12 protein-coding genes, 1 tRNA gene and 2 pseudogenes are annotated in these 15,093 nt (G+C 58.4%); 10 read left to right on the plus strand and 5 right to left on the minus strand.

All coding sequences use genetic code 11. From position 1 onward, the window contains the following. The 8 genes and pseudogenes from ACO6VM_RS17055 to ACO6VM_RS17090 form a co-directional block, all read left to right on the plus strand. Positions 1-465 (plus strand): annotated as a pseudogene (locus ACO6VM_RS17055) (type VI secretion system tip protein VgrG); the annotation flags it as partial. After that, complete coding sequence (locus tag ACO6VM_RS17060) at positions 462-5,147, plus strand: RHS repeat-associated core domain-containing protein (protein ID WP_401060319.1); 4,686 nt, start codon at positions 462-464, stop codon at positions 5,145-5,147. The pseudogene ACO6VM_RS17055 and the gene ACO6VM_RS17060, both read left to right, overlap by 4 nt. Then, positions 5,137-5,619 (plus strand): DUF4265 domain-containing protein, encoded by a 483-nt coding sequence (locus ACO6VM_RS17065; protein ID WP_110996516.1) that lies wholly within the window; start codon positions 5,137-5,139, stop codon positions 5,617-5,619. Before ACO6VM_RS17060 ends, ACO6VM_RS17065 begins: the two co-directional genes overlap by 11 nt. 410 nt (positions 5,620-6,029) lie before the next feature. Next, entirely contained in the window at positions 6,030-6,368 is a 339-nt protein-coding gene (locus ACO6VM_RS17070; protein ID WP_401060317.1) for an immunity protein Imm33 domain-containing protein, read from the plus strand. Positions 6,369-6,576: 208 nt separating this feature from the next. Continuing rightward, positions 6,577-6,771: pseudogene (locus ACO6VM_RS17075) on the plus strand (hypothetical protein); the annotation flags it as partial. Positions 6,772-6,891: 120 nt separating this feature from the next. After that, entirely contained in the window at positions 6,892-7,320 is a 429-nt protein-coding gene (locus tag ACO6VM_RS17080; RefSeq protein ID WP_401060315.1) for an SMI1/KNR4 family protein, read from the plus strand. Between the two features lie 125 nt (positions 7,321-7,445). Continuing rightward, positions 7,446-7,817, plus strand: a complete 372-nt coding sequence (locus ACO6VM_RS17085) for an Imm50 family immunity protein (protein WP_390968495.1) — start codon at positions 7,446-7,448, stop codon at positions 7,815-7,817. A 251-nt stretch (positions 7,818-8,068) separates the two neighbouring features. Continuing rightward, on the plus strand, positions 8,069-8,578 hold the full coding sequence (locus tag ACO6VM_RS17090; RefSeq protein ID WP_401060313.1) for a hypothetical protein: 510 nt from the start codon (positions 8,069-8,071) through the stop codon (positions 8,576-8,578). 92 nt (positions 8,579-8,670) lie between these two features. On the opposite strand, the gene ACO6VM_RS17095 is transcribed toward ACO6VM_RS17090, so the two are convergent. Then, entirely contained in the window at positions 8,671-8,940 is a 270-nt protein-coding gene (locus ACO6VM_RS17095) for a DUF3077 domain-containing protein (protein WP_390968499.1), read from the minus strand. Positions 8,941-9,689: 749 nt separating this feature from the next. Further along, positions 9,690-11,705, minus strand: a complete 2,016-nt coding sequence (gene uvrB / locus ACO6VM_RS17100) for an excinuclease ABC subunit UvrB (protein WP_401057873.1) — start codon at positions 11,703-11,705, stop codon at positions 9,690-9,692. A gap of 289 nt (positions 11,706-11,994) precedes the next feature. Here uvrB and ACO6VM_RS17105 point away from each other — a divergent pair, with 289 nt between their 5' ends. Both ACO6VM_RS17105 and ACO6VM_RS17110 read left to right on the plus strand, forming a co-directional pair. Next, entirely contained in the window at positions 11,995-13,191 is a 1,197-nt protein-coding gene (locus ACO6VM_RS17105; RefSeq protein WP_401057871.1) for an amino acid aminotransferase, read from the plus strand. Positions 13,192-13,252: 61 nt separating this feature from the next. Beyond that, positions 13,253-13,328, plus strand: a tRNA-Asn gene (locus ACO6VM_RS17110). Positions 13,329-13,383: 55 nt separating this feature from the next. On the opposite strand, the gene ACO6VM_RS17115 is transcribed toward ACO6VM_RS17110, so the two are convergent. The 3 genes from ACO6VM_RS17115 to ACO6VM_RS17125 all read right to left on the minus strand — a co-directional run bounded on the left by ACO6VM_RS17115 (position 13,384) and on the right by ACO6VM_RS17125 (position 15,085). After that, entirely contained in the window at positions 13,384-13,809 is a 426-nt protein-coding gene (locus tag ACO6VM_RS17115) for a cupin domain-containing protein (protein ID WP_401057869.1), read from the minus strand. Between the two features lie 98 nt (positions 13,810-13,907). Then, a complete protein-coding gene (locus ACO6VM_RS17120; RefSeq protein WP_125857906.1) occupies positions 13,908-14,468 on the minus strand; it encodes a DUF1285 domain-containing protein in 561 nt (186 codons plus the stop codon). An 11-nt stretch (positions 14,469-14,479) separates the two neighbouring features. Beyond that, positions 14,480-15,085, minus strand: a complete 606-nt coding sequence (locus tag ACO6VM_RS17125) for a DUF4823 domain-containing protein (RefSeq protein ID WP_401057868.1) — start codon at positions 15,083-15,085, stop codon at positions 14,480-14,482. Positions 15,086-15,093 lie beyond the last annotated feature (8 nt).

Below are 15,093 nucleotides of genomic sequence, written 5' to 3' on the forward strand. Positions count from 1 at the left end.
GCCTGGGTCAACTTCGGCCGCGATCCCTCGCCGCCCTGGGCGCCGAGCAGCTACATCGGCGAGGTCGAGTGGCCGGTGCAGGCCCCAGACCCCAACAGCCTGACGAGCCAGCTGGAGTCGCTGGTCGAGAAGCTGCCGCTGCCCAAGGGCGAGGGCGGCCTGTTCGACAAGGCCAAGCAACTGGCCGGCAGCGGCATGGACGCGGCCAAGACCGGTATGAGCCTGCTCAAGACCGGGCAGGGCGCCCTGCAGACCGCGCAACAGGTACAGGGCGCATTGAAAGGCGGCGTCGCCGGCCTGCCGCAGCTGGCCAGCACCGCCAGCTCGGCGCTGCCGGCCGCCTCCGGCGCCATGGCCAGCCTGCCAAGCCTGCCCAAGCTGCCGGCGATGCCCAAGCTCCCCGCTTTCAAGGCCCCGAGCCTGAACACCGTCACCGATCTTCTGCCAAGTGAACTGATGTCATGACCGCCGATACCTCTGAAAAACCACGTCCAGCCCAGGCGGCGGTCGTCCCCCTCGACCAGATCGGCATGACCGACGTCAGCCGCGGCGCCGCCGTGTTCGACGCCTGGCTGCGCGAGATCAGCGGCGGGTACGTCAACCTCGAACGGCTCAAGGACACCGCCGAGGTGTTGCCGGTGATCGGCAACATCATCGCCCTGGTGGATGCGGTGGGCGATATCGTCAGCCTGGCCAGTGCCAAGGAACCCGACCCGTGGGATTGGGTGAGCCTGGGCATCAACCTGATCGGCGTGATCCCCGCCCCGCCGACCATGGCCGCCGCGCGCAAAGGGCTGCGGCCGATGCTGACCCTGGCCCGCCAGGAGGGCAAGGAGATCCTCGGCGACGCGCTGGTCGAGATCATCGTCGGCCACCTCAACGCAGACCTGCTCGGTGAACTGGACACCTTCCTGGTCGACGCCCAGGGCCAGCTCGACAGCATCCTCGGCGATGCCGCCAAGACCGGCGAGAGGCTGATCCTCAACACCGCCGATGCCATCGACGCCATCGTCCTCGGCAAGCTCGACAGCAAGGGCGACCTGGACAAGGCCACGCAGATGGCGCAGAAGGTCAGCGAGACCTGGAAGTCCGACCCGTCGGTGGCCTTCGAGAACGCATTCGGCGCGCTGAGCAATGCCTACTCGGCAATGGGCAAGGGGGCAGCCAACACGCTGCTGAGCAACGCCGTGCCCACGTCGGTGCAGAACGACGTGCTCAAGAGCACCCAGCAGTTCCGAAAGCTCGCGCCGCAGATGAGCGGCAAGCTGATGAGCCTGGCCAACGCGGACAACAAGGACTCGATCAAGAGCCTGCTGGTGATGCTGCATGACAGCAGTACGAAGTGGCACCACCGCAATCCCAAGGCTATGCCTACCGTGGTCAAGCAGAATTCGACTGCTGAGGCCCGGCATCAGTCTTCTGAAGGGCGAAACGAGTCGATCAGGATTCAGGGGCCGGCCGAGCAGGCGGCTAAAGACGAGAAGAACGAGGTCTGTACCAGCACCTGTAATCGCATCAACTTCGCCTTGGGCAGCGAGTCAGTGCACCATACCGACTTCAGGCTGCCCGGCCCGTTTCCGGTCACTTGGACGCGCACATACAACTCACGCCTAGACAAGCTGGACGACGGCATCCTCGGTGCCCGTTGGATCACCGAGTTCACTACCTGCATCGACGTGCTCGACAAGTACATAGAGTTCCACGACTACGATGGTCGCAGCCACGATTACCCGTTGCCCAAACAGGGCAAACCACACCATGACGCAGTGGAAAACTTCACCCTGGTGCGAACTGGTGAGCAGCAACTGGTTTTGCTGCGCGGCCTCGAGCGGCGCGAGACCTATGCCCGTCATGGTGATCGCTTCTATTTGACGCACATTCAACTGCGCAGTGGCGCGGGGGCGATGTTGCACTACGAGCACCGCCATCACGACTGCCCGGTGCTCTCGGACATCAATACTTATGAAGATGACGACCCGAGCAAGGTCCACCTGCAACTCGGCACGCTGCACGATGAGCGCGGGCACTTACAGGGGCTGTGGCAAGTGGTTGACGGCAAACCATTGCGTCAACTATGCGCCTACCACTATGACGACCAAGGTGACCTGACAGCAGCCCAGGACCAGCATGGAGCTGCCTGGCGCTACATGTACCAGAACCACCTGATCACCCGTTACACCGACCGCACTGATCGCGGTATCAATCTCGAGTGGGATGGCAGTGGTCCGCACGCCAAGGCCATTCACGAATGGGCCGACGATGGCAGTTTCGAAACCCGCCTCGCATGGGACCCGAACATCCGCCTGACTTACGTTACTGACGCTCATGGCCAGGAGACTTGGCACTACTACGATCAGCAAGGTTACACCTACCGCATCAAGCACCCGGACGGTAACTCCGAATGGCTGTTCCGTGATGCGTGCAAGAACGTCATTCGTCACGTGCATCCGGACGGTAGTCAGGACCGTTACGTTTACGATTCGCGCAGCAATCGCCTCAAGCACATTCGTGCCGACCACAGCGTGGTGCATTACGCCTACGACGATCAAGACCAGCTGATCAAGATCCGTGATGCCGAGGGCGGGCTGTGGCTGCGCGATTACGACGAGCGCGGCAATCTGGTCGAAGCCACGGATCCGCTGGGCAATAAAACCGAGTTCGCCTACACCCCGACCGGGTTGGTCAAGGCGATCAAGGACTCCATCGGCAACGAGAAGAAACTGGCCTATAACGACGCTGGCCAACTGCTCGAATACACCGACTGCTCCAGCAAGACCAGCCTTTGGAGCTACAACACGCTCGGTCAGTTGATCGAGTTCGCCGATGCCGCCGGTAACAAGACCGCCTACGAGTACAAGGCCGGGCAACTGGCTAGGATCACCCACCCGGACAAGACCGAGGAACGCTTCGAGCGTGATGCTGAGGGCCGTTTGCTGGCTCATGTCGACGCCCTCGACCGCTGTACCACCTGGAAATATGGCGCTGCCGGCCAGCTTGTCGAGCGCGTTGACGCCAACGAGCACACTCTGCGCTACCTTTGGGACAAAGTCGGTCGCTTGACTGGGCTGGAGAACGAGAACGAGAGCAAGGCCAGTTTCCTCTATGACCCTGTTGGGCGAATGCTGCAAGAAACCGGTTTCGATGGCTTAGTCACCCGATACCAGTACGACCCGTATAGCGGCCGCCTGGCGAGCACTCAAGTCGGCCAGCGCCGCATCGAGCTTCGGTTCGATCGTAGAGGACGTCTATCTGAGCGTACTGCTCACCTGCGTGACCAGAGTCAGACTGAGAGCTTTGTCTACGATCGCAACGGCCAACTGATCCAAGCGGTCAACGCCTCCAGTAGGTTGCAGTGGTTCCACGACGAAGCAGGCAACCTGACTCGTGAGCACCAGTACTACCTGGCCACTGACACACCGATGGTCGCGGTGTGGCAGCACGAGTACGACGCCCTTAACCAACGGGTGTCGACTATTCGTCCAGACGGTCACAAGGTCAGCTTGCTGACTTATGGCAGCGGTCATTTGCTGGGGATGACGCTCGACCAGCATGAAATGCTGGCCTATGAACGTGACGATTTGCACCGCGAAGTGGTACGCCACCAGGGCAACAAGCTGATGCAGACCCAGGCGTGGGACCCGGCTGGGCGTTTGCAAGAACAGCTATTGGGCAGTCATGACGGTCAGAGTACTTTGCTCAAGCGGCAATACCGTTACGACGCTGCAGGCCAATTGACCAACATTCACGACAGCCGACGTGGCCCGCTGGAATACCAGTATGACCCGGTTGGCCGTCTGTTGCAGGCCACCAGCCGCCTCGGCGTGGAGACTTTCGCATTCGATCCGGCGGGTAACCTGCTGGATCAGAAAACGCAGGAGCTTAATCGCCCGCTGGAAGCGGATCCGCGTCGCAACAAGCTGATGGACAACCTGCTGCGCGAGTATGCCGGTACCCATTACCGCTACGACGAACGTGGCAACTTGGTGCACCGCCTGAATAACGGCGCACATGCCCACTTCACCTGGGACCTGTTCGACCGGCTAGCCAGCTACAACGATGACAAGCTCAAGGTCGAATACTGCTACGACGCATTGGGGCGCCGTCTGCACAAATACTCGGTGGCGCATTTCTGGGACCGGCCTGAGGCCGGTACCGGCTGGAACCAATTGGAGCGAGCCAAACGCCAACGCGAGCTGGGTTGCGGCTTCACCTTGTTCGGATGGGATGGCGACACTCTGGCCTGGGAAAGCTCGCCACCACGTGATGAGGGCGATACCGGGCGTACCGTGCACTACTTATATGAACCGGGCAGCTTCGTGCCGGTCGCCCAAGCGTTGCGCAAGAGTCCGATCCGCCTGCACAAGCAACCGGACTGGAGCCAGCGGGAGTATGACTTCGATCAAGATCCCTTGTGGCACACCGAGGTGAAACCACAGCCCTTCGACGCGATTGCCTGGTATCAATGTGACCACCTTGGCACGCCGATGGAGCTGACCGATGAGCAGGGCAATGTCGCTTGGGCGGGGCAATACAAGGCGTGGGGTGAAGTCCGCGAGGAGCGTTCGGACTGGGCTAAGCAGCATGGGCTGACTAACCAGATACGCTTCCAGGGTCAGTATCACGATCATGAGACCGGGTTACACTACAACCGAAATCGGTACTACGACCCTAAAACGGGACGATTCATCGGGCTGGACCCTATTCGTTACTCCGGGGGATTGAACCTCTTTGCGTATGCGGCTAACCCTATTGAATGGGTTGACCCACTTGGTTTGGCGAAGAAGCCTCCATCAGCATTTGCAAAAACTGATGGGCAGGGAGTAAGCCCTCAAGTGATGGCGCAAAGCAAGGAGGATGGTGGCCACCGGCGAGGTCAGGATAAGGTTCGCGATGGACTCATTGGGGACGCGGATGATAACAATAATGGCGTCTATACCTGCTGGAGATGTGGCCATAGCTCTACAAATCCGTCCGATATGCACCTTGGTCATACGAATGTCCCCACGTCGAAGGGGGGGAATTTGGCACCATGTAATACCGCGCTGGAGGGGGCGTCTTGTAATCTGAGTGCTGGGAATAGTGGTTATGTGAAAGAAGGAATGTCTTGTGTTGAGAGAGGAAGCTGCGGAGCGCCTTATGGAAGGTAGAGAAGATTTTTGTGTTATTAAGGTGTTTGTTTCGAAAAGAAAAGGCCCAGTCTATGAAGAGCTTCCTGCTCTTCGAAAAGGCGAGCATATCTATGAGCTCTTGTCATCTCCAGGGCTCGCCCTTAATCTTGCAAAGGGGGATCTGATTAGTATTGAAGATCCAGACTCCCCTGCTGTAGTGATAAAAAGAGGGGGTAATTTCTGCATTAATTTGTATGCGGAGCATATTGATGCGGACACGATTTCAAGGCTTGAGGCTGAAGTGAATAATTCGCTGGGTGGTACGCTTGATGGCGTATATCGAGGAAATTTGGCGTTTAGTGTTCCAGCGAGAAGTGGGCGGGATAAAATTAGGGAGGTGTTTAATAAGTTCAAGGAGGAGACAGGCATAGAGTGGTACTATTCGAATATATATAAGAATTTCAATGATCTTGATGATGATACGTTATTGGACTGGTGGCTAGATAGTTAGGCTCATTGCTTTGTGGGGGGGGGCAGGCGCGACTAGTTTGACGGCTGTTAAGAGTTTCTTGTGCGAAAAATTTCGTATGGCAACTGCTTTGTTCAGCTGTAATCGCCATGTCACCAAGAGCCTGCGCATTACGGCCGGTTGGTTAGCTAAAGGGACGACAAACTCAAGATCGACTACAGCTACAGCGTCCTAGGGCTCCGTCCGCAAACCATTCGAAAGCACACTTCCGGGGCAGGCCCAAGGCCGATAACAGGTGGAGCCAGTAGAGTACTATTGGACGGTAACTAATGATGCTGCTGTACAAAATTATCTTTCGGCAGCGCAGTTGCACTGTCAAATATGCTCAAGGCAGCAAGGTGGGCAGGCTTCTGTATTTTCTAAAGTTATGAAGAAAAATGAGCAGCTAAATAATGGAGAATGAACTCAGGGGCAATCCTAGTCGTGAGCAAGAGGAAGTATGTAAGCGGTACGGTGTTCCACCGCACGTACCTGAAGAGCGAGTGGCTGTAGCGTTTAATACTCTAAGTGAGTCTCCGATCTACGGTGCACGTATTCGAGATGCGAAAGAGGGTGGAGTGAGTTGGTTCTTCTATTGCGGAAATCATTCGGATGCGGATGGCTTTTACCAAGCGCTTCACACCCATCATTTAATAGAAGATTTGCCGGAGGTTGTTAAATATTTATATCTTCCAGAAGGCGCTAATTTCATCATCGACAGAAATGGCTATGAAGATGTGTGGTTTGACTAATTTGCGGCGTAAGTTTGTGGGGCTTTCAGATGGTCTTGAGCGCGTCGTTTCGCAGTGAAGTTGGCTCGATCTTACTCTGCGGAGCACTAGTGTTCTTGAAGCCATGCAGGTCTCGCTGAAGTCTTGAGCCACCTGTATGGCTTTGTCCAAACTCATCCTGCTGTCAGGCTTGACGAGGATGATGGCGTCGGCGGAGTAGTTGATTATATTGCTCGCTATGACCCTTAACCAGCATGAGGTGGTGCGCCACCAGGACAACATGCTGATGCAGACCCAGGCCTGGGATCCGGTCGGGCGTTTGCAGGAACAACTGCTGGGCAGCCATGACGGCCAGTCCACGCTGCTCAAGTGTCAGTACCGCTACGACGCTGCCAGCCAACTCACCAATATTGACTCACAGCGGCTGCTGGAAGCGATGAGCCTAGCGACGCTTGGAACACGCCACTGACCACGTCGGTTTTATTGTGAAGGATCAGGCACATTTTTCCGACCATAGTGTGGTGCACCTCAATAGGAGCTTTTAATGTCTAAGACTCGCATCATTGGAACAACGATTGCTGCCATTAAGGATGCTGAGCAGAAACTGAAAAGGCAGTTTCCTGAGTCGTTTACAGAGTGGCTTCTATTGAATAATGGAAGATCGCTTGGTGCACTTGTCATCTTCCCAGTTTTTGATAGTAGAGATCCGCGCAAGACTTGGGGGTCTATAGTTAGAATCTATAGCGGGTCGTGGTCGGAGTGGCTAGAAATTTTTTCCGAAGATGGAAAGGATTTTTCAAGGTTACTGCCTTTTGCGGAATTTGGTACTGGTGATTTTTACTGTTTCAATTATGAAGTCTTGGGTTCCAGTGGCGAACCTGTAGTTGGGATGTGGAGTCATGAGGTGGGAGGGTTTGTAAAGGTGGCCGATAGTTTCAATGATTTTATTGGTTCGTCTAAACGACCTGGCTAAATTATTTGAGTGGAAAGTCAATCTGGGTGTGACTTATTCATGTCTACTGGCTGAATGTATGCTGGGGCTATGAAGAAGGGTGAGGGGTAAACTGAAGGGGAGTTTATATGTGGATTGAGCATGCCTTGAATAAGGAAAAAGTTGTCAATATGTTTGGCGGATTTTTGGATATGACGAGCGCCGAGCTAATGGGGGTGTATGTTCATGAAGAGTATGCGGTGAGGTTTCTGTTTTGTATTAAAGGCATCCCTGAAAAGCATCCTGAGAAATGGGACGGGAAGGGCTATAATTCAATGACCGTTTCGTTGCGTTTTTTTGGGATCAAAAAATTCGAGGCGAATTTGATCAGGATTGGCTTTAGTTGTTGTCCAGACATTAGAAGTTCGGCTGGGGTGGCTTCCATAAATATTGTTTCTGAAGGAGGGGCGATTTTCTGTGAGTCTGAATTTGTTAGCATTGAGGATATTACTCCTCGAGATGATGTAAGGTGGGCTTGAGTTTGCGAAGGCCGGAGTTTAGGCTAATAAATAACCGGCGTTGTGTAAGGTCTCGGTCGTGACTGTAGTTGCTACTGTTGAGGAGTAGTAAAGTGGCGGCTAAAGGGGAGAGATTTATTTTCATGATCTGATTGCGACTCCATAATATGCATCGAGCATAGGAATTAGGGTTGCTTAAAATTAGAGTATGGAAAATAAATCTGTCCCCTTTTCTGTCTTTTCTGCTCCATACCCCTTGAGTGAGAGTGTTCATGACGGAATCTGAAATACATACTTTCAGTGAGCTCCTTGAGGCCATGCAGGCCGCAAAAGGACCGAAGGTCAGAAAAACGCTGTACCTATTATCCCTGGCGTTCGGAAATGCGTCCTGTGAGACGGATACACCGCAGGCTGCCGTCGACTTTATCGTTGCTGTATTCGCTTCGAGCACCTTGTGCGACAAGCCAGGCATGAGCCGCCTGCTGGAGGAGGTGGGGTGGGAGTTCCACCGCTATGACGACACGCAGAAGCAGCAGATCTATCGTGTGCTGTGCGACACCTACCCCCAATACCAGAACGGAGAGTTTTGCTGGCGAGTGTGCGACTTGGTCGCGCGTCAGTACACGACACAGCAGGCCATGAACTTCTTCGCGCACCAATCCGAGGCTGCGACCGGTGAGGGTCGGCGGGGGATCGATGCGGGCCTTAAGGTTATTGCCGGGAGGGAACGGCACAATCGGAACGTGATGGCGCAGATTCAACAGCTTCAGGGTAGCCCTTAGGAATTGCCGTGGCTGGTGAAGATATGCTCGGCGCCTTTAGCGCTCAATGCGATCGCCTGGGAGCCAGCGAACCGCTCCCAGGCAACGCATACTCAGTGCTTCATCCCCAACTCAGCATCATCCATCAACGCCTTGGCCAGCGCGCTCAGGTAGTACGACGCCCAAAGCAGTTGGGGTTTCTCTTCCATGATCCCGGCTATGGTCAGGTCGCGCACGCAGCCCATCAGCTCAGATGCCTGGTCACGGGCATCCTGGCAGGGGATGCCGGGTTCGATACAGAACAGCGGGGCGGTCATGCCTTCGCCTTGGTAGAACTTGGTTTTGCCCGCAGTGGTGCGGGGCGTGGTGTCGTCTGTGTTCATTGCTCACTCTCCCTGAAATGATCGGTGCCTGGGCGGGCCCTATCGCGGGTCAAGCCCGCTCCCACGCAGGCATAACGCTGCGGGCTGGGGGCGTGGGAGCGGGCTTGCCCCGCGATCTGCCGCAACGCGGCAGCAAAGCCCGAATTCACGGCGTATTTGATATCGGGCACAGAAGCGCTTCGCACTCCATCGCGGGGCAAGCCCGCTCCCACAAAACTTTTCGTACAGAGCCTAGTTGCGTGGAACCGCTACCCTTTTACACAGCGCTTACCAGCCAGGAATGCTTGTAGTGGTCGAATAAAACTTGACACCCATTTAGGCGAGAATGCTCGCCATAGAGAGGTGTCCGATGACCAATTAGCGTCGTTCCTTTACGGTAAGCGTCCGACGAACTCACCTTTCGAACTCAGCTTTAAGGGCGATGTTTGTTCGCGTATTTCTCGCATCAACCTCGCGGCCAGATTTGTGAGGCGTGTGGTCAGCATGTTGTAGTAACCGGCCGTTTGGCCGGTCTACTTGTCGTCATCCAGCGCTACGCAGCCCTTTCGCGACACAAGGCCGATCCTACAGAGAGCGTGCCGACACTAGGCTTTGTACGAAAAGTGCCTGCGCGACGATCATGCTGCGTTGAAAACAGGCTCGGAATGCTCATTTACAACCCGTAAAGTCGAGCGCGACTCCGACCGTTCCTCGCCTGTTTTCGCCTTGCCTGATCGCCGCTCGGCGCCTTTTCATACAAACCCTGGCCTTCAACTGGCGATCAGGCGCTCGCGCAGCTTGCCGATCTCGTCGCGCAATTGCGCGGCGGCCTCGAACTCCAGGTCGCGGGCGAACTGGAACATCTTCTCTTCCAACTGCTTGATGCGCTTGGTGATCTCGGCCGGGGTCTGCAACTCGACTTCGTAACGCCCGGCCTCCTCCGCCGCCTTGGCCATGCCCTTGCGCTTCTTGCTGCGCGCACCGGGCACGGTGGCACCTTCCATAATGTCGGTGATGTCCTTGACCACACCCTTGGGCACGATGCCGTTGGCGGCGTTGAACGCCACCTGCTTGTCCCGGCGCCGCTCGGTCTCGTCGATGGCGCGCTGCATGGAGCCGGTGATGTTGTCGGCGTAAAGGATTGCCTTGCCGTTGAGGTTGCGCGCCGCACGGCCAATGGTCTGGATCAGCGAGCGCTCGGAACGCAGGAAGCCTTCCTTGTCGGCATCGAGGATGGCCACCAGCGACACTTCCGGCATGTCCAGGCCTTCGCGCAGCAGGTTGATGCCCACCAATACATCGAAGGTGCCCAGGCGCAGGTCGCGGATGATCTCCACCCGCTCGACGGTGTCGATGTCCGAGTGCAGGTAGCGCACCCGCACATCGTGATCGGCCAGGTAGTCGGTGAGGTCTTCGGCCATGCGCTTGGTCAGGGTGGTGGCCAGCACCCGCTCGCCCAGGGCTACGCGCTTGCCGATTTCCGACAGCAGGTCGTCGACCTGGGTAAGCGCGGGGCGCACTTCGACCTGCGGGTCGACCAGGCCGGTGGGGCGCACCACCTGCTCGACCACGCGCCCGGCGTGCTCGGCTTCGTAAGGGCCGGGCGTTGCGGACACGAAGATGGTCTGCGGGCTGACCGACTCCCACTCGTCGAAGCGCATGGGGCGGTTGTCCAATGCCGATGGCATGCGGAAGCCGTACTCCACCAGCGTTTCCTTGCGCGAGCGGTCGCCTTTGTACATGGCGCCGACCTGAGGCACGGAAACGTGGGATTCGTCGATCACCAGCAGTGCATCCGCCGGCAGGTAGTCGTACAGCGTGGGTGGCGGCGCGCCGGCCGGGCGCCCGGAAAGGTAGCGCGAGTAGTTTTCGATGCCGTTGCAGTAGCCCAGTTCGAGGATCATCTCCAGGTCGAAGCGGGTGCGCTGCTCCAGGCGCTGGGCCTCGACCAGCTTGTTGTGCTTGTGCAGGTACTCCAGGCGCTCCTTGAGCTCTTCCTTGATGCCCTCCACCGCTTCGAGCAGCGTTTCGCGCGGCGTGACGTAGTGCGACTTGGGGTAGAAGGTGAAACGCGGCAGCTTGCGAATCACCTCGCCGGTCAGCGGGTCGAAGGCGGCGATGTTCTCCACCTCGTCATCGAACAGTTCGATGCGGATGGCCTCCAGGTCCGATTCGGCCGGGAACACGTCGATCACATCGCCGCGCACGCGGAAGGTGGCGCGGGCGAAGTCCATCTCGTTGCGGGTGTACTGCAGCTCGGTCAGACGGCGCAGCAACGCACGCTGGTCGAGCTGGTCGCCACGGTCGACGTGCAGGACCATCTTCAGGTACGCCTCGGGGCTGCCCAAGCCATAGATGCACGACACGGTGGTGACGATGATCGCGTCGCGCCGCTCCAGCAGCGCCTTGGTCGCCGACAGGCGCATCTGCTCGATATGGTCGTTGATCGAGGCGTCCTTCTCGATGAAGGTGTCCGACGACGGCACGTAGGCTTCGGGCTGGTAGTAGTCGTAGTAGGAGACGAAGTACTCGACCGCGTTGTTCGGGAAGAACGCCTTGAACTCGCCGTAAAGCTGCGCTGCGAGGGTCTTGTTCGGCGCCAGCACCAAGGTCGGGCGCTGCACCTGCTGGATGACGTTGGCGATGCTGAAGGTCTTGCCCGAGCCGGTCACGCCCAGCAGCGTCTGGTGCGAAAGCCCGGCTTCGATGCCTTCGACCATCTGGCGGATGGCCTCGGGCTGGTCGCCGGCCGGCTGGAATCGGGTGACGAGCTGGAACTCGGACATGACGGACCTCGTGAATGTCGCGGCAACTGTAAATTTAGCCAGTAGTCTATACGCAAATGCGCCCTCCGGGCGCGGCTTTCAAGCCTGGCCCGGCAGCCCCCACGGCAATGGACCAGGCAATTCGACCAATGGTCGAAAAATATTTGCGCAAACAGCCGGAAAAGCTGCGCCAGACTGTCGCAGTGACCGGGCGGTATCACTATACTGACTCCCCGTTTGTGCACCGCTTCAGTGCATTCGGCTGGAGCGTGGCAACCCCTATCACTCTCCTATCCGAGCCAAGGTAACAATGAGCCTGTTTTCCGCTGTCGAGCTGGCACCCCGCGACCCCATCCTGGGCCTCAACGAAGCATTCAACGCCGACCCACGTACCGACAAGGTCAACCTGGGCGTAGGCGTCTACTGCAATGAGGAAGGCCGCATTCCACTGCTGCGCGCAGTGATCGAAGCCGAGACCCAGCGTGCCGCCCAGCACGCCTCCCGCGGCTACCTGCCGATCGATGGCATCGCGCAGTACGACCAGGCCGTGCAAAAGCTGATTTTCGGCGCCCAATCGCCACTGCTGGCCGACGGCCGTGTAGTGACCGTGCAAGCTGTCGGCGGTACCGGCGCGCTCAAGATCGGTGCCGACTTCCTCAAGCGCCTGGCGCCGGGCGCCGTGGTTGCCATCAGCGACCCGAGCTGGGAAAACCACCGCGCACTGTTCGAAACCGCAGGCTTCCCGGTACAGAACTACCGTTACTACGACGCCGCCAGCCACGACGTCAACCGTGCCGGCATGCTCGAAGACCTGAACAACCTGCCCTCCGGCTCGATCATCGTGCTGCACGCCTGCTGCCACAACCCGACCGGCGTCGACCTGTCGCTGGACGACTGGAAGAACGTGCTGGAAGTGGTCAAGGCCAAAGGCCATGTGCCGTTCCTCGACATGGCCTACCAGGGCTTTGGTGACGGCATCGCCGAAGACGCCTTCGCCGTGCGCCTGTTCGCCGAGTCGGGCCTGGAGTTCTTCGTGTCCAGCTCGTTCTCCAAGTCGTTCTCGCTGTACGGCGAGCGCGTCGGCGCGCTGTCGATCGTCACCGCCTCGAAAGACGAAAGCACTCGCGTGCTGTCGCAGGTCAAACGCGTGATCCGCACCACCTACTCCAACCCGCCGACCCACGGCGCGACCATCGTCGCCACCGTGCTGAACAGCCCTGAGCTGTGCCAGATGTGGGAAGCCGAACTGGCCGAGATGCGCACCCGCATCCATGGCATGCGCAAGCAGATGGTCGAGTTGCTGGCCGAGTACGGTGCCAAGCGCGACTTCAGCTTCGTTGGTCGCCAGGCTGGCATGTTCTCCTACTCCGGCCTGACCGTGGAGCAAGTGGCACGCCTGAAGAACGAGTTCGGCATCTATGCCCTGGACACCGGCCGCATCGCTGTCGCAGCCCTGAACCAGAGCAACATCCACGTGGTCACCAAGGCCATCGTAGAAGTGCTGTAACCCCTTGATTGCCAAGGGGAAGCTTGACTTCCCCCTGGCAGCCGGTAAGATACGCCGAGATTCCGCGATAGCTCAGTCGGTAGAGCAAATGACTGTTAATCATTGGGTCCCTGGTTCGAGTCCAGGTCGCGGAGCCAAACAGCGAAAAACCTCCAGTTGCGCAAGCACTGGAGGTTTTTTATTGCCTGTGTTTCAGGGTTTGGCCAGCGGCTCGGTCACCGGCTTGCCCTCATCCACCAGGCTCCACACCAGCAGCTTGGCCGGCGCGGTCTTGCTGGCGTTGCTCGATACGCTGTGCACGGTGCCGGGCGCTTCGTACCAGAACTCGCCGGCCTTGTAGGTTTTCTGCGGCTCGTCGTTGAGCTTCGAGACGACCGCACCTTCCAATACATAAGCCATGACCGCGCCTGGGTGCTGATGGGCGGGCGATGCCTGGCCCGGTGCGTAGCTGACGGTGAGCATCACCGCTTTCTTGCCCGGGGCATTGCTGGGCAACTGCTCCTGGAGAATCTTCACCTGGTCGGGATGCTGCGCGTCGCCATGCGCCCAGGCAGGCGCGTTGGCGCCCAAAACGCCGAGGGCGACAAACACACTGAGGGAAAGACGGGGAATGCTCATGAAGGGGATCTCCTGATTGGCTGTGGCCCTCAGGTTATGCCCCGCCCGATACAGGGGAAACGGCCAATCCGCGGAAAAAGCGGGAGGCCGATCTTCGCTCAGGCGTCGCGCCCGATCGGGTAGAACTGGCCATGGCTCCAAACCCCGAGCCACTGCTCACCCTCGATGGTCTGCGGCACCGCCAACTCCACCAACTGGTAGAACACGTTGCGGTGAATCAGCGCCTCGAGGTTGCCACGCATGAGCACATAGGGCGCAGGCTCCTGGGTGATAGGGTCGATCACTACCCGCAGTGGGTTGGCTGGGCCAGCCTCGACCTGATCGTCGACGTTGCTGGTGAAGCGCAGCACCTGCTGCTCGCCACTCCCCTGCACATCCAGCAGCACCGCAACGAAGGGCGCGTCATCAACGCGAATACCGACTTTTTCCACCGGCGTGACCAGGAAGTAGTCGTCGCCATCGCGGCGGATGATGGTGGAAAACAGCCGGACCATCGGTTTGCGCCCGATCGGCGTACCCAGGTAGTACCAGGTGCCGTCACGGGCGATGCGCATGTCGATGTCGCCGCAGAAATCCGGGTTCCACAGATGCACCGGTGGCAGCCCCTTGTGTGCAGGGATCTGCGCCAGGAGATCGTTGGCTTTGCCGGTGTCGGTCATATCACGCTCGCTTACTTGCTCATGCCCAGGAGGCTACGAGCGTACTCGCGCATAGGCGCGGCAAGCAAATCCTGCGGGCTGTTGTCATAGAACGTCAACAAACCGCCACGGCTCTTGATGCGCGCGGTGTCGATCAGGTAGCGGGTGCTGGTCTCGATCAGCATCATCTGTACGACGCCGCTGTCCAGCCCCAGGCGATCGAGCGCCTGTTCGTCATACCAGTTGTCGCTGTTGCCGATACGGTCGTCGGTACGCGCGAACCGGGTATAGAGCACGTAATCGGCACCGACTGAACGCGCTTCGGCAATCGCATCCTCCAGGCCCAGCGGGCCTTGGGCTCGGCGCACCAGCGGGAAGTACTCGATGAAGCTCTTGAACGCTTCCTCTGCCACCACGTTCTGCAGCGGCTGCGGCCCTTTGCCCGGCGGGATGAACGCGCCCTGGCCAATGAAGATGAACGAATCAGGCTGCAGGCGGATGGACAGGGTACGGGTGGTGTTGCTGTGGTCCAGCAGGCCCACGTCGCTCATCTGGTCACGGACCTCTTCCCCCATGTCGCTGACTTTCATGCAGCCGCCCAACGCCATCAGCGCCAGCAGCAAGACCAGGCTACGCATCTTTCCTC

This window comes from Pseudomonas sp. GZD-209, from assembly GCF_049310485.1.
Lineage (GTDB): Bacteria > Pseudomonadota > Gammaproteobacteria > Pseudomonadales > Pseudomonadaceae > Aquipseudomonas > Aquipseudomonas sichuanensis.

Bases quoted from the DNA above. Each gene is read 5' to 3' on its own strand.
- ACO6VM_RS17060 (WP_401060319.1), top strand. From the start codon at position 462: ATGACCGCCGATACCTCTGAAAAACCACGTCCAGCCCAGGCGGCGGTC.
- ACO6VM_RS17065 (WP_110996516.1), top strand. From the start codon at position 5,137: ATGGAAGGTAGAGAAGATTTTTGTGTTATTAAGGTGTTTGTTTCGAAA.
- ACO6VM_RS17070 (WP_401060317.1), top strand. From the start codon at position 6,030: ATGGAGAATGAACTCAGGGGCAATCCTAGTCGTGAGCAAGAGGAAGTA.
- ACO6VM_RS17080 (WP_401060315.1), top strand. From the start codon at position 6,892: ATGTCTAAGACTCGCATCATTGGAACAACGATTGCTGCCATTAAGGAT.
- ACO6VM_RS17090 (WP_401060313.1), top strand. From the start codon at position 8,069: ATGACGGAATCTGAAATACATACTTTCAGTGAGCTCCTTGAGGCCATG.
- ACO6VM_RS17095 (WP_390968499.1), bottom strand. From the start codon at position 8,940: ATGAACACAGACGACACCACGCCCCGCACCACTGCGGGCAAAACCAAG.
- uvrB (WP_401057873.1), bottom strand. From the start codon at position 11,705: ATGTCCGAGTTCCAGCTCGTCACCCGATTCCAGCCGGCCGGCGACCAG.
- ACO6VM_RS17105 (WP_401057871.1), top strand. From the start codon at position 11,995: ATGAGCCTGTTTTCCGCTGTCGAGCTGGCACCCCGCGACCCCATCCTG.
- ACO6VM_RS17115 (WP_401057869.1), bottom strand. From the start codon at position 13,809: ATGAGCATTCCCCGTCTTTCCCTCAGTGTGTTTGTCGCCCTCGGCGTT.
- ACO6VM_RS17120 (WP_125857906.1), bottom strand. From the start codon at position 14,468: ATGACCGACACCGGCAAAGCCAACGATCTCCTGGCGCAGATCCCTGCA.
- ACO6VM_RS17125 (WP_401057868.1), bottom strand. From the start codon at position 15,085: ATGCGTAGCCTGGTCTTGCTGCTGGCGCTGATGGCGTTGGGCGGCTGC.